This window comes from Planctomonas psychrotolerans (genome assembly GCF_008642235.1).
GTDB classification, from domain to species: Bacteria; Actinomycetota; Actinomycetes; order Actinomycetales; family Microbacteriaceae; genus Planctomonas; species Planctomonas psychrotolerans.
In genome coordinates, this window is record NZ_SJEV01000001.1 from 2164662 (window position 1) to 2181643 (window position 16982).

Here is a 16982-nt window from a genome sequence, read left to right on the forward strand (position 1 = left end):
TCCGCGACGGTTGCTCGGGTCCCCACGGTCCCTGAGCCTGTCGAAGGGACATTCCGCAACCTCCCTTCGACGAGCTCAGGGACCGCCTGCCGACGAGCTCGGGGACTGGAATTGCGACCGCACCGCCATACGCTGGACCCATGCAGCTTCACGCGGTGACCGTCCATCCCAGTTCCGCACAGCTCGCGAGGGAGGACCAGCTCGCCTGGAAGCTTGCGAGCGTGGCGACCGATCCGGTGCCCGTCGAGGACGACGTGACCGAGATGATCGTCAACCGTCTCATCGACAACGCGGCCGTCGCCACCGCCTCGCTCACCCGGGCGCCCGTGGTCGCCGCGCGGACGCAGGCGCTCGCACATCCGGCGTCCCGCGGCGGCGCGGGAGCCACGGTGTTCGGCGAGGCGCCGTCCACCCGCACGAGCGTGGAGTGGGCGGCGTGGGCGAACGGCGTGGCGGTGCGCGAGCTCGACTACCACGACACCTTCCTCGCCGCCGAGTACTCGCACCCGGGCGACAACATCCCGGCGATCGTCGCCGTGGCGCAGCACGCCGGGGGAGACCGGGGGCTGACCGGTGCCGACGTGGTGCGAGCCGTCGCCGCCGGATACGAGATCCAGGTGGACCTGGTGCGGGCGATCAGCCTGCACCGGCACAAGATCGACCACGTGGCGCACCTCGGACCGTCCGCGGCGGCGGGAATCGGCACCCTGCTCGGCCTCGACACCGCGACGGTGTTCCAGGCGATCGGCCAGGCGCTGCACACCACCACCGCCACCCGGCAGTCCCGCAAGGGCGAGATCTCCAGCTGGAAGGCCCACGCGCCGGCGCTCGCGGGCAAGCTCGCCGTCGAGGCGGTGGACCGCGCCATGCGGGGCCAGACGAGTCCCACCCCCATCTACGAGGGAGAGGACGGCGTGATCGCCTGGCTGCTCGACGGCCCCGACGCCGCCTACCAGGTGCCGCTGCCCGAGCGGGGCGAACCGAAGCGCGGCATCCTCGACACCTACACGAAGGAGCACTCGGCCGAGTATCAGGCCCAGGCCTTCATCGACCTCGCGCGCCGGTTGCACCACGCGCATCCGGAGGTGACGGACCCGGCGAAGGTCGCGTCCGTCGTGCTGCACACCTCGCACCACACCCACACCGTGATCGGCTCGGGCGCGAACGACCCGCAGAAGTACGACCCGGCGGCGTCGCGGGAGACGCTCGACCACTCCATCCCCTACATCTTCACCGTGGCGCTGCAGGACGGCGCGTGGCACCACGTCGACTCGTACGCGCCCGAACGCGCGGGGCGGGCCGACACGGTGGAGCTGTGGCGCAGAACCACCACCACCGAGGACGCGGAGTGGACCCGCCGGTACCACTCGATCGACCCGGCCGAGAAGGCGTTCGGCGGGCGCGCGGAGATCACGCTGACCGACGGTCGCACCATAGTGGAGGAGATCGCGGTCGCCGACGCGCATCCGCTCGGCGCCCGCCCCTTCGCCCGCGCGCAGTACATCGAGAAGTTCCGCACGCTGGCCGATGGGGTGCTCGACCCGGACGAGTGCGAGCGGTTCCTCGCGCTCGTGCAGCGACTGCCCGAGCTCGGCACCGACGAGCTCGCGGGGCTCACCGTGACCGCGCGACCGGGTCTCCTCGCGTCCGCCGCCGCTCCGAAGGGACTGTTCTGATGCTGCACTCCACCGTGTCCGCGGCTGACAAGCGCGTCGCATTCCGCAGTCGGCTCGCCAGCGGCGACCTGCTCCGTATCCCGGGCGCGTTCAACCCGCTGTCGGCCCGCCTCATCCAGGAGAAGGGGATGGACGGCGTCTACATCTCGGGCGCCGTGCTGTCGGCCGACCTCGGATTGCCGGACATCGGCCTCACCACCCTCACCGAGGTGGCCGGGCGGTCGCAGCAGATCGCCCGGGTTACCGACCTGCCCGCCCTCGTCGACGCCGACACCGGCTTCGGCGAGCCGATGAACGTGGCCCGCAGCGTGCAGATGCTCGAGGACGCCGGACTCGCCGGCCTGCACATCGAGGATCAGGTGAACCCCAAGCGCTGCGGCCACCTCGACGGCAAGCAGGTCGTGGACGAGGCCACCGCGGTGCAGCGCATCCGTGCGGCGGCCGACGCCCGGCGCGATCCGAACTTCCTCATCATGGCGCGCACCGACATCCGCGCGCTCGACGGACTGGATGCCGCGATCCGCCGCGCTCAGGCGCTGGTCGACGCCGGGGCGGACGCGATCTTTCCCGAGGCGATGGTGGATCTGGGCGAGTTCGAGGCGATGCGGGCGGCGATCGACGTGCCGATCCTCGCCAACATGACGGAGTTCGGCAAGAGCGAGCTGTTCACCACCACCCAGCTCGCCGACATCGGCATCAACATCGTGATCTATCCGGTGTCGCTGCTGCGCCTCGCCATGGGCGCGGCGGAGCACGGACTCGATACGCTGATCGCCGAGGGGTCGCTGAAGCCCGTCGTCGAACGGATGCAGACCCGCGCCCGGCTGTACGAGCTGCTGGACTACGAGGAATACAACCGCTTCGACACGTCGATCTTCACCTACTCGGCCGACGCGTCCCCGCACTGAATCCGCTGCTCGATTCCGAAGGAGCACCATGAACGACATCCGCAAGGGTCTCGCCGGCGTCGTCGTCGACACCACGTCCGTCTCCAAGGTCAATCCCGACACGAACTCGCTGCTCTACCGCGGGTATCCCGTGCAGGAGCTCGCCGCCGAGTGCTCGTTCGAGCAGGTGGCGTACCTGCTGTGGCACGGCGAACTGCCGACGGATGAGCTACTCGAGCATTTCGAGGCGGAGGAGCGGTCGCAGCGCGTGCTCGCCGACAACGTGCGTGCCGTGATCGACGGGATCCCGACCTCCGCGCATCCGATGGACGTGGTGCGGAGCGCCGTGAGCGTGATCGGGGCGAACGACGACTCGCTCGACGACACGAGTCGTGAGGCGAACCTCGAGCGGTCGGTGCGGCTGCTGGCGCAGATCCCGGCGATCGTGGCGTACGACCAGCGGCGACGGCACGGCCTCGACCTGGTCGAACCGCGCGACGACCTCAGCTATGCGCAGAACTTCCTCTACATGACGTTCGGCGAGGTGCCGAAGCCGGTGGTGGAGCGGGCGTTCGAGGTGTCGATGGTGCTCTACGCCGAGCACTCCTTCAACGCGTCCACGTTCACAGCCCGGGTGATCACCTCCACCCTGGCCGACCTGTACTCCGCCGTCACCGGCGCGATCGGTGCGCTGAAGGGTCCGCTGCACGGCGGCGCGAACGAGGCGGTGATGCACGTGTTCGACGAGATCGGCACCGCCGACCGGGTGGAGGAGTGGCTCGACACGGCGCTCGCCGAGAAGAAGAAGATCATGGGCTTCGGGCACCGGGTGTACAAGAGCGGCGACTCCCGGGTGCCGACCATGCGCGCCGCATTGGAGACCCTCGTCGAGGAGTTCGACGCGGCGCCGACGCTCGAACTGTACGACGCCCTCGAGCGGGCGATGCGGGAGCGCAAGGACATCCAGCCGAACCTCGACTACCCGTCGGGCCCCGCGTACGCGCTCATGGGCTTCGACACCGAGACCTTCACGCCGCTGTTCGTGGCGGCCCGCGTGGTGGGCTGGACCGCCCACATCATGGAGCAGCTCGACGCCAACGCGCTCATCCGTCCCCTCGCGGAGTACGTCGGTCCCGACGAGCGCCACCTCTAGGCCCCCCGCCCGCCCCGCCCCCGCCCGCCCCCGCCGCGCCCGCCGATCCTGTCGCGGCACGTGTCTTCCACTCGCGGCACGCGGGATCCCGCGTGCCGCGAGTGCACCGCACGTGCCACGACCGATTAGCGGCGACGGATTGGTCGCGACGGATTGGTCGCGACGGGCTAGCGGCGGGGGATGCGTGCGGTGGAGAGGTGAGCAGCGAAGCGTGCGGGGGAGGAGGCGACGTCCCAGGTCCACCGCGTGAAGGCGTTGCCGAGGGCGCGCATCCGGTCCTCACGGATCTTCTCCGCGACCACGACGTCCGCCGGCACCCGGTCGCCGACCCATTCGGCACGGGAGTACTTCGCGAGCCCGTCGGACTCGCCGATGGTGCGTACCTCGGGCCAGTAGAAGTCCGCCGAGCCGATGAATCCGCGGCGGTCGGCGAAGTCGACCTGCAGCTCCGGCGACGCGAATCCCAGCTCGTACATGCGCACCCGGCTGAGCGACTCGAAGACGTTCCAGGATCGGTCGACGGCGAAGTCGATCACGCGTGCCGCGAGCCTTCTGCCGTATCGGGGATTCACGCGGGTCAGTTCCTCGTAGAGCTCCCGCTTCGCGATTCCGAGGTAGCGCAGGGCATGGTCGGTGGCGATCACGCCGGTGAGGAACGACGTATGCGCCGCGATGTCCACGAGCGTGCGCGCGAGCCCGGTGACGACCACGTCGTCGATGATCCGGGTGGTGCGGTCGACCGGCCCGCGGTGCAGCAGGATGCCGGGTTCCGAGCTGCCGCCCTGCGCCGAGGGGTCGAGGCAGCTCACTCGTGCCGGCCACCCGCCGAGACTCGGGATGCGGTACATGGCCGCGGCCGACATCCGGCACACCGTGAAATCGACCCGGCCGGATGCAACGGCACGGATGCGGGTGCGCTGCTGCTCGTCACTCGATGAGGCGCGCCACACCGACTCGATCTCGTAGACGCCGGGTGCCACCCGCACCAGCTTCCCGGCGGCCAGGTTTTGCTCGATGCGCCGGTCGGTGACTCCCAGCCGGAGAAGGTTCTCGCGATGGATCAAGCCGCCACCTGAGGCGCGCACCGCCTCCCAGACGTCGTCCATCCCCGCACGGTGCCACACGCCCGCCGACCCGTCGGCGCCCTCCCTGCATCCGGTGGACACTCACCGTCCCGCCTGCCCTGTGGAGCCCGCCCCCACCCCCGCCGGCCGCGGCCGCCTCTCCGGTCTTGGCACACCTTTCGCACTCCCGGCACGCGACGCTTCACGTGCCGGGAGGGCAACACACGTGCCGCGACCGAATGGGGGAGGAGGCGGAACGGGCGGGACGGGCGGGACGGGCGGGACGGGCGGGACGGGGGCGGCGGCGGGCGGGGCGGGCGAAGGGGGCGGCGCGCGGCCATTTAGGATGTAAGCCATGTCTACGGGCGAGTCTTTCTACATCACCACGCCGATCTTCTATGTCAACGACGTCCCGCACATCGGGCACGCGTACACGGAGGTCGCCGCGGATGTGCTCGCGCGCTGGCACCGCGCCCGCGGCGACGACACCTGGTTCCTCACCGGCACCGACGAGCACGGGCAGAAGATCCTGCGCACGGCCACGGCGAACGACACCACCCCGCAGGCCTGGGCCGACAAGCTGGTGAGCGAGAGCTGGCTGCCGCTGCTCAACGCCATCAACATCTCCAACGACGACTTCATCCGCACCACGGACGAGCGGCACGAGACGAGCGTGCGCATCTTCCTGCAGCGCCTCTTCGATGCCGGCCACATCTACACCGGCGAGTACAAGGGGTACTACTGCGTGGGCTGCGAGGAGTACAAGCAGCTCAGCGACCTCGTCGACGGCACCGGGCCCTACGAGGGTCAGCTCGTCTGCGCCATCCACTCCAAGCCGGTCGAACTGCTCGAGGAGAAGAATTACTTCTTCCGGATGAGCGACTTCGCCGACCGACTGCTGGCCCTGTACGAGGAGCAGCCCGACTTCATCCAGCCGGAGAGCGCCCGCAACGAGGTCATCTCCTTCGTGAAGCGCGGCCTCGACGACCTCTCGATCTCCCGGTCGAGCTTCGACTGGGGCGTCAAGATCCCGTGGGACGACAGCCACATCGTCTACGTGTGGTTCGAGGCGCTGATGAACTACGCCACCGCCGTGGGCTACGGCGTCGACGACGAGCTGTTCGCGCGCCGCTGGCCCGCGACCCACATCGTCGGCAAGGACATCCTGCGGTTCCACGCCGTGATCTGGCCCGCGATGCTGCTCGCCCTCGACGAGAAGCCGCCGGCCCGCGTGTTCGGCCACGGCTGGCTGCTCGTCGGTGGCGAGAAGATGTCGAAGTCGAAGCTCACCGGCATCGCGCCGCAGGCCATCACCGACACGTTCGGCGTGGATGCGTTCCGCTACTACTTTCTGCGCGCCATCGCCTTCGGGCAGGACGGCTCCTTCAGCTGGGAGGACCTGTCCGCCCGCTACCAGGCCGAACTCGCCAACGGCTTCGGCAACCTCGCCTCCCGCGTCATCGCCATGGTGAGCCGCTACCGCGACGGCGCGATCCCCGCCGCAGGCGAGCTCACCGCGGCGGACGAGCGGGTGCGCACGGTGGCCCGCGAGGTCACCGCGACCGCCGACGCCGCCATCGACCGCCTCGCCATCCACGAGTCCATCGCCGCTATCTGGCAGCTCGTCGACGAGCTCAACGGCTACATCACGAGCCAGGAGCCGTGGGCGCTCGCGAAGGATCCGGCGAACAGCGGGCGCCTCGACACCGTGCTCGCCACCGCGGTGCACGGGCTCGGCACCCTCGCCGTGCTGCTCGCCCCCGTCATCCCGGATGCCGCAGGCACCCTGTGGGCGGCGCTCGGTGGTTCCGGCGCGGTGTCCGAGCAGCGCATCGGCTCCGCCGACGAGTGGAGCGGATCCGGCGCGGTCACCCCGCTCGAACGCCCGCTCTTCCCGCGTATCGAGGTGACGGCATGAACGACTCCGGCAAGCACCTGACCCACGGGCTGAGCGACGATCCGAGCGCGTACATCCGCACGCGCGACACCAGCTCCGAGCACGGACAGACCCGCGACCTCAGTTACCCGCCGCTTCCGCCCGCGCTCGTGGTTCCGGTGTACGACAACCACGCGCACCTCGAAATCGCCGACGGCGACAATCCGCTGCACTACCGCGAGCACCTCGACCGCGCGTCGGCCGTGGGCGTGCGCGGCGTGGTGCAGGTGGGCGGCGACCTCGAGACGTCGCGCTGGTCGGCGGAGGTGGCGGCGCACGAGCCCCGCATCCTCGCCGCCGTCGCCATCCACCCCAACGAGGCTCCCCGCTACGAGGAGGCCGGAACGCTCGACGATGCGCTCGCCGAGATCGCCGAGCTGGCCGGCCGCCCGCGCGTGCGGGCCGTCGGCGAGACCGGCCTCGACTTCTTCCGCACGCCCGACTCGGGGCGCGCTCCGCAGTACCGGTCGTTCGAGGCGCACATCGAGATCGCCAAGCAGAACGACATCGCGCTGCAGATCCACGACCGCGATGCGCACGACGCCGTCATCCGCACGCTCAAGCGCGTGGGTGCTCCGGAGCGGGTCATCTTCCACTGTTTCTCGGGCGACGCCGACATGGCGCGGGTCTGCGCGGAGAACGGCTGGTTCATGTCGTTCGCGGGCAACGTGACGTTCAAGAACGCGTCCGCGCTGCGGGAGGCGCTCGAGGTCGCCCCGCGCGCGCTGCTGCTCGTGGAGACCGACACGCCGTTCCTCACGCCCACCCCGCTCCGCGGCCGCCCGAACAGCCCGTACCTCCTGCCCTACACGCTGCGGGCGATGGCGGACACGCTCGGCACCGACGTCTCGATGCTCGCCGCGCAGATCTCCTCGAACACCGAGAACATCTACGGCCGCTGGGACGACGAACCGGTCACGTCGCCCACACCGAACCCGGCCGAGTTCGAGTGACCGACGCCGGCAAACTGCTCGGCCCGGCGGAGATCCGCGACCTCGCCGAACTGCTCGGCGTCACCCCCACGAAGAAGCTCGGCCAGAACTTCGTCATCGACGCCAACACCGTGCGCCGGATCGTCAAGACCTCGGGGGTCTCCGCCGGCCAGGTTGTGGTCGAGGTCGGCCCGGGCCTCGGCTCGCTCACCCTCGGGCTGCTCGAGACCGGCGCGTCGGTCGTGGCGGTCGAGCTGGATGGTCGGCTCGCCCGGCAGCTGCCCGTCACGGTGGAGCTGTTCTCGCCCGATGCCCCGCTGACGGTGCTGCACGAGGATGCGCTGAAGATCGCCGCGCTGCCGCAGGACCCGACCGCGATCGTCGCGAACCTGCCCTACAACGTGTCCGTGCCGGTGCTGCTGCACTTTCTCGAGCACTTCCCGAGCATCCGCTCCGGCGTGGTGATGGTGCAGTCGGAGGTGGGCCTTCGACTCGCGGCGCCGCCCGGCTCCAAGGTGTACGGCGCGCCCAGCGTGAAAGCCGCCTGGTACGGCAGCTGGCGCACCTCCGGCTCGGTGAGCCGACAGGTCTTCTGGCCCGTGCCGAACGTGGACTCGATCCTCGTCTCCTTCACGCGGGACGCCGCGGATCGGGCCAGCGAGAGCCTGCGGGTGCGCACCTTCGCCATCGTGGACGCCGCCTTTCAGCAGCGCCGCAAGATGCTCCGCCAGTCGGTGAGTTCGGTGTTCGGTTCGAGCGAGACCGCGAGCGAGGTGCTCAGTGCCGCGGGCGTCGACCCGACGGCCCGGGGCGAACAGCTGTCGGTGAACGACTTCCTCGCCATCGCCAGGGTGGCGGAGTCCCGGGCGGACGCGCTGCCCCCGACTTCGTGACAGGCTGATGCCGTGACCCCCGACTCTTCATCCGGCTCCGGTTCTCCCTCTGCCTCCGATCCCGACGCCCGTCCCGTGCCCAATGCCCCCACCGTGCTCGAGCGCGAGGGCAACTCCTCGCGCATCTTCCTGCTGCGGCACGGCGAGACCGAGTGGAGCCGATCCGGTCAGCACACCAGCGTGACCGATCTCCCGCTCACCGAGCGCGGTGAGCAGCAGGCCCGAGCGGTGGCGCGCGTGCTCGGCGACCACTCCTTCGGCCTCGTCCTCAGCAGCCCGCGACGGCGGGCGATGGACACCGCCCGCCTCGCCGGCTTCGGTGATCGTGTCGCCGCGGAGGAGAATCTCGTGGAGTGGGACTACGGCGCCTACGAGGGCCTCACGACCCGGGAGATCGTCGCCCGGGTCGGCAAGCCGTGGGTGCTCTGGCGCGATGGCGCGGAGCCGGGGGAGACCCCGGGGGAAACGAGCGAGCAGGTGCACCGCCGCATGCGTGCCGTGCTCGATCGCTGTGAACCCGTGCTCGACGGTGGGCAGGACGTGCTGCTCGTCGCTCACGGACACTCGCTGCGTGCACTCGCCGCGGTATGGCTCGGGCTCCCGGCCGCGCACGGCGGGATCTTCTCCCTCGCCACCGGCACCGTGAGCGAGCTCGGATTCGAGCACGGGCGACCGGCGATCGTGCGGTGGAACTGCCCGGCGGGAGACGATACCGGGCGCTAGACGTTGCCCCGGCGCCCAGGCGCTTCCCGGCGCTGGGCTAGGTTGGTTCCATGGTCTCCGCGGCAGGCGAAACACGAGCGGTTCACGCCCGCGCGCCGGGCAAGATCAACGTCTTCCTCAAGGTCGGTGCGCTCGTCGACGACGGCTACCACGATCTCGCCACGGCCTATCAGGCGGTGTCCCTGTACGAGGACGTGCGCGCGTGGCACGCGGACGACTTCTCGGTCACCTTCGGCGGCCCCATCGACACCTCGGCCCTCACCGTCGACGGGTCGAACCTCGCCATCAAAGCGGCGCGGATGCTGGCACGCCGCACCGGCTATCGCCGCGGCGTGCGGTTGCACATCGACAAGCACGTGCCGATCGCGGGCGGCATGGGCGGCGGTTCCGCGGACGCCGCGGCGACCCTCATCGCCTGCGACGAGCTGTGGGGCACCGACCTGCCCCGCGAGGACCTCCTCGCCCTCGCGGCCCGACTCGGATCCGACGTTCCGTTCGCCATGGTGGGCGGCACCGCCATCGGCAGTGGCCGTGGCGATCGGCTCAGCCCGGCGCTCGCGAAGGGCACCTTCCAGTGGGTCCTCGCCATCGCCGAGTTCGGGATGTCCACGCCCACGGTGTACAGCGAACTCGACCGCCACCGGGAACGGCACGCGCAGGACATCTTCTTCGCGAAGACCCAGCCGTCGGTCGAGACGAACGTGCTGCAGGCGCTCCGGGCCGGGGATCCGCACATGCTCGCCGAGGCGCTGCACAACGACCTGCAGGCGCCCGCCCTGCACATCGCCCCGGGCCTCGGCGCGGTGCTCGAGCTCGGCGAGGAGAACGGGGCGCTCGCCGGCATCATCTCCGGTTCAGGGCCCACGGTCGCGTTCCTCGCGCCCGACCTCGACGGTGCCCTCGAGTTGCAGATCGCGCTGAGTGCGGCGCGGCTGAACGTGGTACGGGCGACGGGTCCGGTGCACGGCGCCCGGCTCGTGAACGAGCACTAGCGCCGCGCGGCGGACCGATCGCGCGGCGTGCTCGCCGAGCCGCGCCGGACCTCGCTGCGCCGCTACACCAGCGCCGGCTCGTTCACGAGCGGGACCGACAGGCTGAACGCCGTGCCGACGCCCTCCTCGCTCGCCACGTCCATGTCGCCGCCGTGCGCCTTGACGATCGCCTTGGTGATGGCGAGACCGAGACCCACGCCCGGAACGGCGTTCCGGGTGGCGGTCGACGCGCGGAAGAACTTGCCGAACACCTTGTCCAGCTCGTCCTGCGCGATGCCGATCCCCGTGTCGCTCACCCGCACCACCGCATCCCGTTCGGCGCCCGCGAGCGCCACGGTGACCGTGCCGCCCCGGGGTGTGAACTTGATGGCGTTCGAGATGAGGTTGTCGCAGGCCTGGCCGAGCCGCACCGCATCGACCTCGGCGAAGAAACCGGCCGGGACGTCGGCGCGCAGGGTGATCCCCGTGGCGGCGGCCTGCGGTCGCGCGGATTCGAGGGACGCGGAGAGGATCGGCGAAAGGTCCTGCCGCTGCAGGTCGAGGGTGAACGTTCCCGATTCGACCTGCGCGGTGAACAGCAGGTCACCCACGAGGCGCAGCAGCCGATGCGCGTTGCGTTCGGCGACGGCGAGATACTGGAGCTGATCAGCAGACAGTTCCGTCTCATCCTCATCGCGGATGAGTTCGAGGTAGCCGAGGATCGAACTGAGCGGCGTGCGCAGCTCGTGCGAGATGAGACCGACGAACTCGTCCTTCAACCGGGCGACCTCACGGGCTTTCGTCATGTCGAACGCGACGAAGAGGTAGCCGATGATCTCGCCGTTCTCGCCCGTGCGGGGCGTCACGCTGAGTTCGACGGGGATCCTCTCGCCGTCGTGGCGCACGTAGGTCCATTCGCGCACGTCGGCGCTGCCGAGTCGCGCGGGCTCCACGAGGGCGGAGAAGCCGGGATTCAGCACGGTCGCGCCGGCGGGATACTCCAGCTCGCGGGATCGGTCCTCCAGTTCCTCGGCGAGGTGGAACTCGTCCACGTAACGGATGTCCTGCACCGCTTCGGCGGGCAGATCCAGCAGGCGCGCGGCTCCCGGATTCCACGCGTCGATCCGGCCCGTGACGTCGGTGCCGATGACCGACTGCTCGGTGACGGCACCCCATAGACCGCGGTAGAGGAGTTCGGCCTGGCGGAGCTTCGCCTCGCTCTCGGCGAGGCGTTCGGTGTGCTCCAGATTCTTGTTCAGGGCCTCGACGCGCTGGTCGGAGAGCGCACGGGCCGAGTAGAGCCGCAACCGGGCGTGGCGGGACAGCTCATTGATCACTGCGGCGGCGATGGCGAACGCGACGGAGGCGTATGCGGCCCGGAGCAATGAGGGCGGACCCCCGGCGGTGTTGCCGAGCAGGAACGGGAGGAGCAGCGCTACGGCCGTGCCCAGGAAGGCGAACAGGATGTATCGCCGGCCCTCCTCCACGGCGAACCACACGACCGGCAGCACGACGAGCGAGGCGAAGATCGAGCTGCTGTCGCCGGTGCCGTAGCGGAGCGCGCCGATCGCGAGGAAGTCGATCGTCGGCACGATCAGGGCGAGATGTTGCAGCGACGGTCGCACCGTCAGGAATGCGGCGAACGCGGTGGCGAGAACGATTCCGACGCTGGCGCTGGCCAGCGAGACCGGGTCGGACACCGACAGTTGCGGGATGGCGAGGCTCATGACGACCGCGATCGCGAACATGATGGTCGTCGGGCTCTGCTTCAGGAGCGGTGAGGGCGCGTCGACCCCGAGCTTGTTCACCAGCGTGGCGACGTTCATCGTGCTACTCCTGACTGTGCTGGTTCGGCCGGGCCCGCGAGGCGGGACAGCCGGTCGATGAGTTCCCGCGGGCTGAAGGGCTTCAGCATGTATTCGTCGGCGCCGGCATCCAGTCCGGCCTGGCGGGATGCGTCGTCGACCGCCGCGGACAGGAGGAGCACGCGCGTGCCGACGAGATCCGGGTCCGCGCGCAGGGCGCGGCAGACCTCGAGGCCGGTCATCCCGGGCATGGAGACGTCGAGCACGACGACGTCGGGGCGGAGCTCGCGGATCGCGTGCCAGGCGCTCTCCCCGTCGCTGCGCTTGTCGATGAGGGTGAGCCCCGACCGACGGACGGCGATGGCAACGAGCGTGGAGATGTCCGCGTCGTCATCCGCGACGAGGACGCGAGGGATGTCGAGTTCGTCGGTCACGGTGCCACCCACCCCGGTACACAGGTGCTCAGTACACGGTGGATGCTGGCCCGGGACACGGGCTTCGGCAGCACGGCGTCGGCCGCCGGGTAATCCTCCGCGTCGAGCACGGAGGTGATGGCGATGGAGCAGGTGGGGCGTTCGCTCTGGATCCGCGCGGTCAGCGCCCACCCGTCCATGCCGGGAAGGACCAGGTCGACCACGGCGAGATCGGGCGTGGCCACGTCGAGGGCGGAGATCGCTGACTCGGCCGAGTCGGCCACCACCACGTCGCAGCCCGCCAGTTCGAAGTAGCGGGAGAGCAGATGGCGCTGATCGTCGCTGTCGTCGACGATGAGCACCTTCACGCGGGTGGTCGGGGATGGTGGCGATTCGAGTGCGGGCATGGTGTCTTCCGATGGTGGAGTGTCGAGGAGAGTCATGGCGCTCAACCGACCTGTGACGATTCGCGGAGGATCTCGAGGGGTTCGCAGCTCGTCCCGTGTCCGAAGCGCGACCAGTAACGAGCGGTGGCCAGAGCGAAGTCGGGGGCGAGATGCGACGGGCGGACGCCCTGCGCGGCGAAGCAGGCGAGCATCGCGAGCTTCGCGTCGGTGTGCCCGTCGATGCTCACGAAACGGTTGGGTCGGAAGTCCACGGTGGCGGAGGATCCCTGGTAGCACGCGACGGTGCGGGCGCTGTCGGCCGCGATCACCGCCGCCTCGTGCACGACCTTGGAGTCGGGGTGCCCGTCGTTCCTGCTCGGGGCGTAGACGATGGTCGGCTCGATGTCGGTGACCACGCGGCGGATGGCCGACACGGCGGCGTCGAGGGAGAGCGGGCCCGCGGGCGCCGCATCCTCGAGCACGAGCGTGGCGCCGATGGTGCCGGCCGCGGCCGAACCCTCGTCCCACGCCGTGCGGATGCCGCCGTCGCGGTCGCCGCGGGAGAGGGTGAGCACGGTCACGGTGTTCCCGGCCGCGCGGTGGGCCGCGAGGATGCCGCCCACGCCGCTCTCCACCTCGTCGGGTCGGGCGCCGATGGCGAGCACCACCTGGGGTTCGACCGTGTCGGCCAGCTCGGCGCGGAACGCGTCCGCGAGTCGGGCGACCGTGGCGGCGAGCCCCGCCGACGACACGGGCTTGGTGAGGAACTCGTTGGCGGAGTTTCGGAGCGCGGTGATGGCGTAGTCGACGGACACGTGCGCCGTCATGACGATGACGGGCGTGCCCGGCTGTTGCGCACGGATATCGGCGATGAGGTCGAGGCCCGACGCCCCCGGCATCTCGATGTCGGTGATCACCACGTCGGGGCGGAGCACGTCGATGGCCTCGCTCACGCGGCGTGGATCGCTCACGGTGATCACCCGGGCGTCCAGGCGCTTCTCCAGGACCTTGCGCGTGTACAACGCGACGTCGAGGTCGTCCTCGATCACGACGACCCGATACTGCTCTGCCATCCATGCCCCCCGGCTGATTCTGTTCTCACTGTAGGCGGCGTGCGCCCCCGTTCCTACGCGCCGGATACCCCCAGTGCGAGTGCCGTCCGATGCATGATTCCCGCGTCAGCGGCGGAAGCGCAGCACGTTCACGTTGGTGGGATTCCACTCCTCGTCGAGCGTGAATCCGAGCGGGGCGAGCCGTTCGGTGATGCCGGGTCGCCAGTCCTGCCGGTTGCTCGTGACGAGCCACACCACGTCGGTGTCGGGGTCGAGACGATCGAGGGAGTCCCGCACCCGGTACGTCTCCTCCCACAGCGCTCCGGTGCGGACGGCGGGGGTCTTGAGGGCGAAGTCCTGGAGACCCTCGAAGGCGTCGGGATAGGAGTACTGGATCACGCGGCTCGAGGCACCGGGGTGCCGCCGCACCGGGCCGAAGATCACCGCCTCGACGGTGCCGGGCGGCTCCTCGGCGCGTTCGGTGGCGATGAGCTCGGCCACCTCCGCCCACGACGACTCCTGCTTCGCCTCGGGCTGCCGCTGGGCGACGATCTGCGGGGCGGACAGGGCGGCGAGCGCCACGAGCGCGACTCCGGCGGACACCGTGCGGCGGTGGTGCTGAGCGGACCTGCCGTCCGGTCCTGTCGTCTTCCCGTCCGGTCCGTCACCGCCGAGGGCGTCGATGCCCACGGCCAGCAGCAGCGCCGCCCCCGGGGCCGTGAAGGTGAGGTAGCGCGGCGAGAAGAGCGGGTCGATCAGCACGGAGACGGTGATCAGCAGCACCGTCGGCACGATGAGGAACGGCACCGCCACCGAGGCGAGGGAGGGCAGCGGTGCGGGACCCGACCGGAGCGCACCGTGCGCGGGGGCGGGGCGCCGCCAGCGACCGTACGCCGCGAGCACCAGCACGATCAGCCCCAGCACGATGAGCGCCCACGCGACCGTGGCGAAGCCGTAGGCCCGGGGGAAGAGCTGGGTGACGAACATCGCGTGCCAGGTACGCGCACTGACGGGATCGATCCAGTCGACCTGACCCGATTGATTCGCCGCGACGATCGCGAACGGCACGCACGCCAGACCGCTCACGAGCGCAGCGGCGGCCCAGCCGTACACGCCCCGGACGGCGGGGAGCCGGTCAGCCCGCGCGGCGGCATCGGCAGCACCGTCGCCCGCGGCGGGCCCGCGCACCCGGCGGACCGAGGCGAGCGCCCAGAGGGCCGTGACGCCGTGCGCCACCACCAGGAACGCGAGGAACGAGAAGACGAGCGTGGCGACGACGGCGAGAACGGCGTAGCCCGCCCACCACCGGGCACGCACGGCGACGGATCGCGACCCGCGCGTCCAGGCGGCGAGGAACACGAGCGTGAGCGCCACGGCGAGGGCGGTGCCGAGCGCGAACGAACGGCCCTCGGCGCCCATCCAGGTGACCCGCGGGAACAGGCAGAACGCGATGCCGGCGAGGAGGCCGAGCCGTCGCCCGCCCAGGGTGCGGCCGAGCACCACGGTACCGCCGGCCGCGAGACCGGTCGCGACCGCGCTCGGCAGGCGCAGGGTGAGGGGGGAGTAGCCGACGAGGTCGAACCAGAGGTGCATCCCTGCGTAGTAGGCGGCGTGCACCACGTCGACCGTGCCGATCATGCGCCACAGCTCGGGCCAGGTCCGGGTGGCCGAGATCACCGTCGCGGCTTCGTCGTACCAGACCGACGGCACCCAGGAGAAGGCCGCGGTGAGCAGGAAGGCGAACACCCCGACGAGCACCGCGTCGGCTGCTGCCCCCCGTGGAAGGTTCCGCCGTCCACCGCCGGGCCGGGCGCGCCGGGTGGTTACGCTGGGATCGGCGCCGGCCGAATCGGCGGCACCCGTCCCGGTGTTGAGGAGGTTCGTCATGGGCTCACTTCCCCCTCTGGTCGAGCCCAGCCCGGAACTGTCGGGCGACGACGCGGAACGGTACTCGCGTCAGGTGATGCTGCCCGGCATGGGCACCCTCGGGCAGCGCCGCCTGCGGAACGCCCGCGTGCTCGTGATCGGCGCGGGAGGCCTCGGTTCGCCCGTGCTGCAGTACCTCGCCGCCGCCGGAATCGGAACCCTCGGCATCGTCGACTTCGATCAGGTCGACCTCTCCAACCTGCAACGCCAGGTCATCCACGGCCTCGCCGACGTGGGCGGCAGCAAGACCGCGTCGGCCGAGCGCAGCATCGACGCCCTCAACCCGGGCGTCCGGGTCGTGCGGCACGAGGAGCGCCTCACCAGCCGGAACGCCGGGCGCCTCTTCGCCGGCTACGACCTCGTGGTCGACGGCACCGACAACTTCCCCACGCGGTATCTCGCCAACGACGCCGCGGCGCTCGCCGGCATCCCGTACGTGTGGGGCTCGGTCTACCGCTTCGACGGGCAGGTGTCGGTGTTCTGGGACGCCGCCCCCGACGGCCGGGGCCTCGACTTCCGCGACCTCTTCCCCGAGCCGCCCGCCCCCGGCACGGTGCTGTCGTGCGCGGAGGCGGGGGTGTTCGGCGCGGTGTGCGCCAGCGTCGGTGCCGTTCTGGCCACGGAGGTGATCAAGCTGGTCACGGGCGTCGGCGAGCCGCTGCTCGGTCGCGTACTCGTGATCGACGCGCTCGACGGGTCGCGCGACGAGATCCCGCTGCGCCGTCGGGCCGATCGGACGCCGGTGAGCGAACTGATCGACTACGACGCGTTCTGCGGGATCGACACCGGACCGCTCGACCGGGCACCGTCGATCACGGCGGCCGAGTTGCGGAGCCGACTCGCCGCCCGGGACGCGGGACGCGACGACTTCGTGCTGCTGGACGTGCGGGAGCGGGTCGAGCACGACCTCGACGCCATCGCAGGCGACGTGCTGATGCCGCAGGCCGACGTGATGTCGCGGCCGGATGCCGTCCCGCTCGGCGCAACCCCGGGCGTTCCGGCGCCCGTCATCGTGTACTGCCGGTCGGGGATGCGTTCGGCGGTGGTGACCGAGGCGCTTCGCGCGTCGGGCCGGACCGCGACCTATCTGCGCGGCGGAATCGTCGACTGGCGGCGGACCCCCGCGGGAGGCGTCCGGTCCTGACCGCTCAGCACGCACCGCTCG

The 16982-nt window shown here is 70.7% G+C and carries 15 protein-coding genes; 9 read left to right on the forward strand and 6 right to left on the reverse strand.

Annotated features, from left to right (window positions below):
* Positions 1-140: 140 nt before the first annotated feature.
* Genes EY822_RS09990 through EY822_RS10000 form a run of 3 tightly spaced genes read left to right on the forward strand, consistent with a single transcriptional unit; the run spans position 141 to position 3716 of the window.
* Complete coding sequence (locus EY822_RS09990) at positions 141-1676, forward strand: MmgE/PrpD family protein (protein ID WP_150308129.1); 1536 nt, start codon at positions 141-143, stop codon at positions 1674-1676.
* Complete coding sequence (gene prpB / locus EY822_RS09995; RefSeq protein ID WP_150308130.1) at positions 1676-2584, forward strand: methylisocitrate lyase; 909 nt, start codon at positions 1676-1678, stop codon at positions 2582-2584. The genes EY822_RS09990 and prpB overlap by 1 nt, the downstream gene beginning before the upstream one ends.
* Before the next feature lie 28 nt (positions 2585-2612).
* The gene (locus EY822_RS10000; RefSeq protein ID WP_150308131.1) at positions 2613-3716 is read left to right on the forward strand and encodes a bifunctional 2-methylcitrate synthase/citrate synthase; all 1104 of its coding nucleotides are present in this window, start codon (positions 2613-2615) and stop codon (positions 3714-3716) included.
* Positions 3717-3883: 167 nt separating this feature from the next.
* Here the strand turns inward: EY822_RS10000 and EY822_RS10005 are convergent, their stop codons facing one another.
* Positions 3884-4822, reverse strand: a complete 939-nt coding sequence (locus EY822_RS10005) for a hypothetical protein (RefSeq protein WP_150308132.1) — start codon at positions 4820-4822, stop codon at positions 3884-3886.
* 313 nt (positions 4823-5135) lie between these two features.
* On the opposite strand from EY822_RS10005, the gene metG reads away from it, so the two are divergent.
* The 5 genes from metG to EY822_RS10035 are packed head-to-tail and all read left to right on the forward strand — an operon-like array spanning position 5136 to position 10256.
* Positions 5136-6698, forward strand: a complete 1563-nt coding sequence (metG, locus tag EY822_RS10015) for a methionine--tRNA ligase (RefSeq protein WP_150308133.1) — start codon at positions 5136-5138, stop codon at positions 6696-6698.
* Entirely contained in the window at positions 6695-7669 is a 975-nt protein-coding gene (locus tag EY822_RS10020) for a TatD family hydrolase (protein WP_150308134.1), read from the forward strand. Before metG ends, EY822_RS10020 begins: the two co-directional genes overlap by 4 nt.
* Positions 7666-8541 carry a 16S rRNA (adenine(1518)-N(6)/adenine(1519)-N(6))-dimethyltransferase RsmA gene (gene rsmA, locus EY822_RS10025; protein ID WP_150308135.1) on the forward strand — a complete coding sequence of 292 codons (876 nt, stop codon included), beginning with the start codon at positions 7666-7668 and terminating at the stop codon, positions 8539-8541. Before EY822_RS10020 ends, rsmA begins: the two co-directional genes overlap by 4 nt.
* 12 nt (positions 8542-8553) lie before the next feature.
* Positions 8554-9264 carry a histidine phosphatase family protein gene (locus EY822_RS10030; RefSeq protein WP_150308136.1) on the forward strand — a complete coding sequence of 237 codons (711 nt, stop codon included), beginning with the start codon at positions 8554-8556 and terminating at the stop codon, positions 9262-9264.
* A gap of 50 nt (positions 9265-9314) precedes the next feature.
* The gene (locus EY822_RS10035) at positions 9315-10256 is read left to right on the forward strand and encodes a 4-(cytidine 5'-diphospho)-2-C-methyl-D-erythritol kinase (protein ID WP_150308137.1); all 942 of its coding nucleotides are present in this window, start codon (positions 9315-9317) and stop codon (positions 10254-10256) included.
* 62 nt (positions 10257-10318) lie between these two features.
* On the opposite strand, the gene EY822_RS10040 is transcribed toward EY822_RS10035, so the two are convergent.
* The 5 genes from EY822_RS10040 to EY822_RS10060 form a co-directional block, all read right to left on the reverse strand.
* On the reverse strand, positions 10319-12061 hold the full coding sequence (locus tag EY822_RS10040) for a sensor histidine kinase (protein ID WP_150308138.1): 1743 nt from the start codon (positions 12059-12061) through the stop codon (positions 10319-10321).
* Positions 12058-12474: a response regulator transcription factor gene (locus EY822_RS10045; protein WP_227497185.1), complete on the reverse strand. Its 417-nt coding sequence runs from the start codon at positions 12472-12474 to the stop codon at positions 12058-12060. The genes EY822_RS10040 and EY822_RS10045 overlap by 4 nt, the downstream gene beginning before the upstream one ends.
* Positions 12471-12860, reverse strand: a complete 390-nt coding sequence (locus EY822_RS10050; RefSeq protein WP_150308139.1) for a response regulator — start codon at positions 12858-12860, stop codon at positions 12471-12473. The genes EY822_RS10045 and EY822_RS10050 overlap by 4 nt, the downstream gene beginning before the upstream one ends.
* Positions 12861-12901: 41 nt before the next feature.
* Positions 12902-13912, reverse strand: coding sequence for a response regulator (locus tag EY822_RS10055; protein ID WP_150308140.1), 1011 nt, complete (start codon positions 13910-13912; stop codon positions 12902-12904).
* A gap of 105 nt (positions 13913-14017) precedes the next feature.
* Positions 14018-15778 carry a glycosyltransferase family 39 protein gene (locus EY822_RS10060; protein ID WP_150308141.1) on the reverse strand — a complete coding sequence of 587 codons (1761 nt, stop codon included), beginning with the start codon at positions 15776-15778 and terminating at the stop codon, positions 14018-14020.
* On the opposite strand from EY822_RS10060, the gene moeB reads away from it, so the two are divergent.
* Positions 15777-16961: a molybdopterin-synthase adenylyltransferase MoeB gene (gene moeB, locus EY822_RS10065; protein WP_150308142.1), complete on the forward strand. Its 1185-nt coding sequence runs from the start codon at positions 15777-15779 to the stop codon at positions 16959-16961. The two genes, EY822_RS10060 and moeB, sit on opposite strands and share 2 nt — an antisense overlap.
* The last annotated feature ends 21 nt before the right edge of the window (positions 16962-16982 follow it).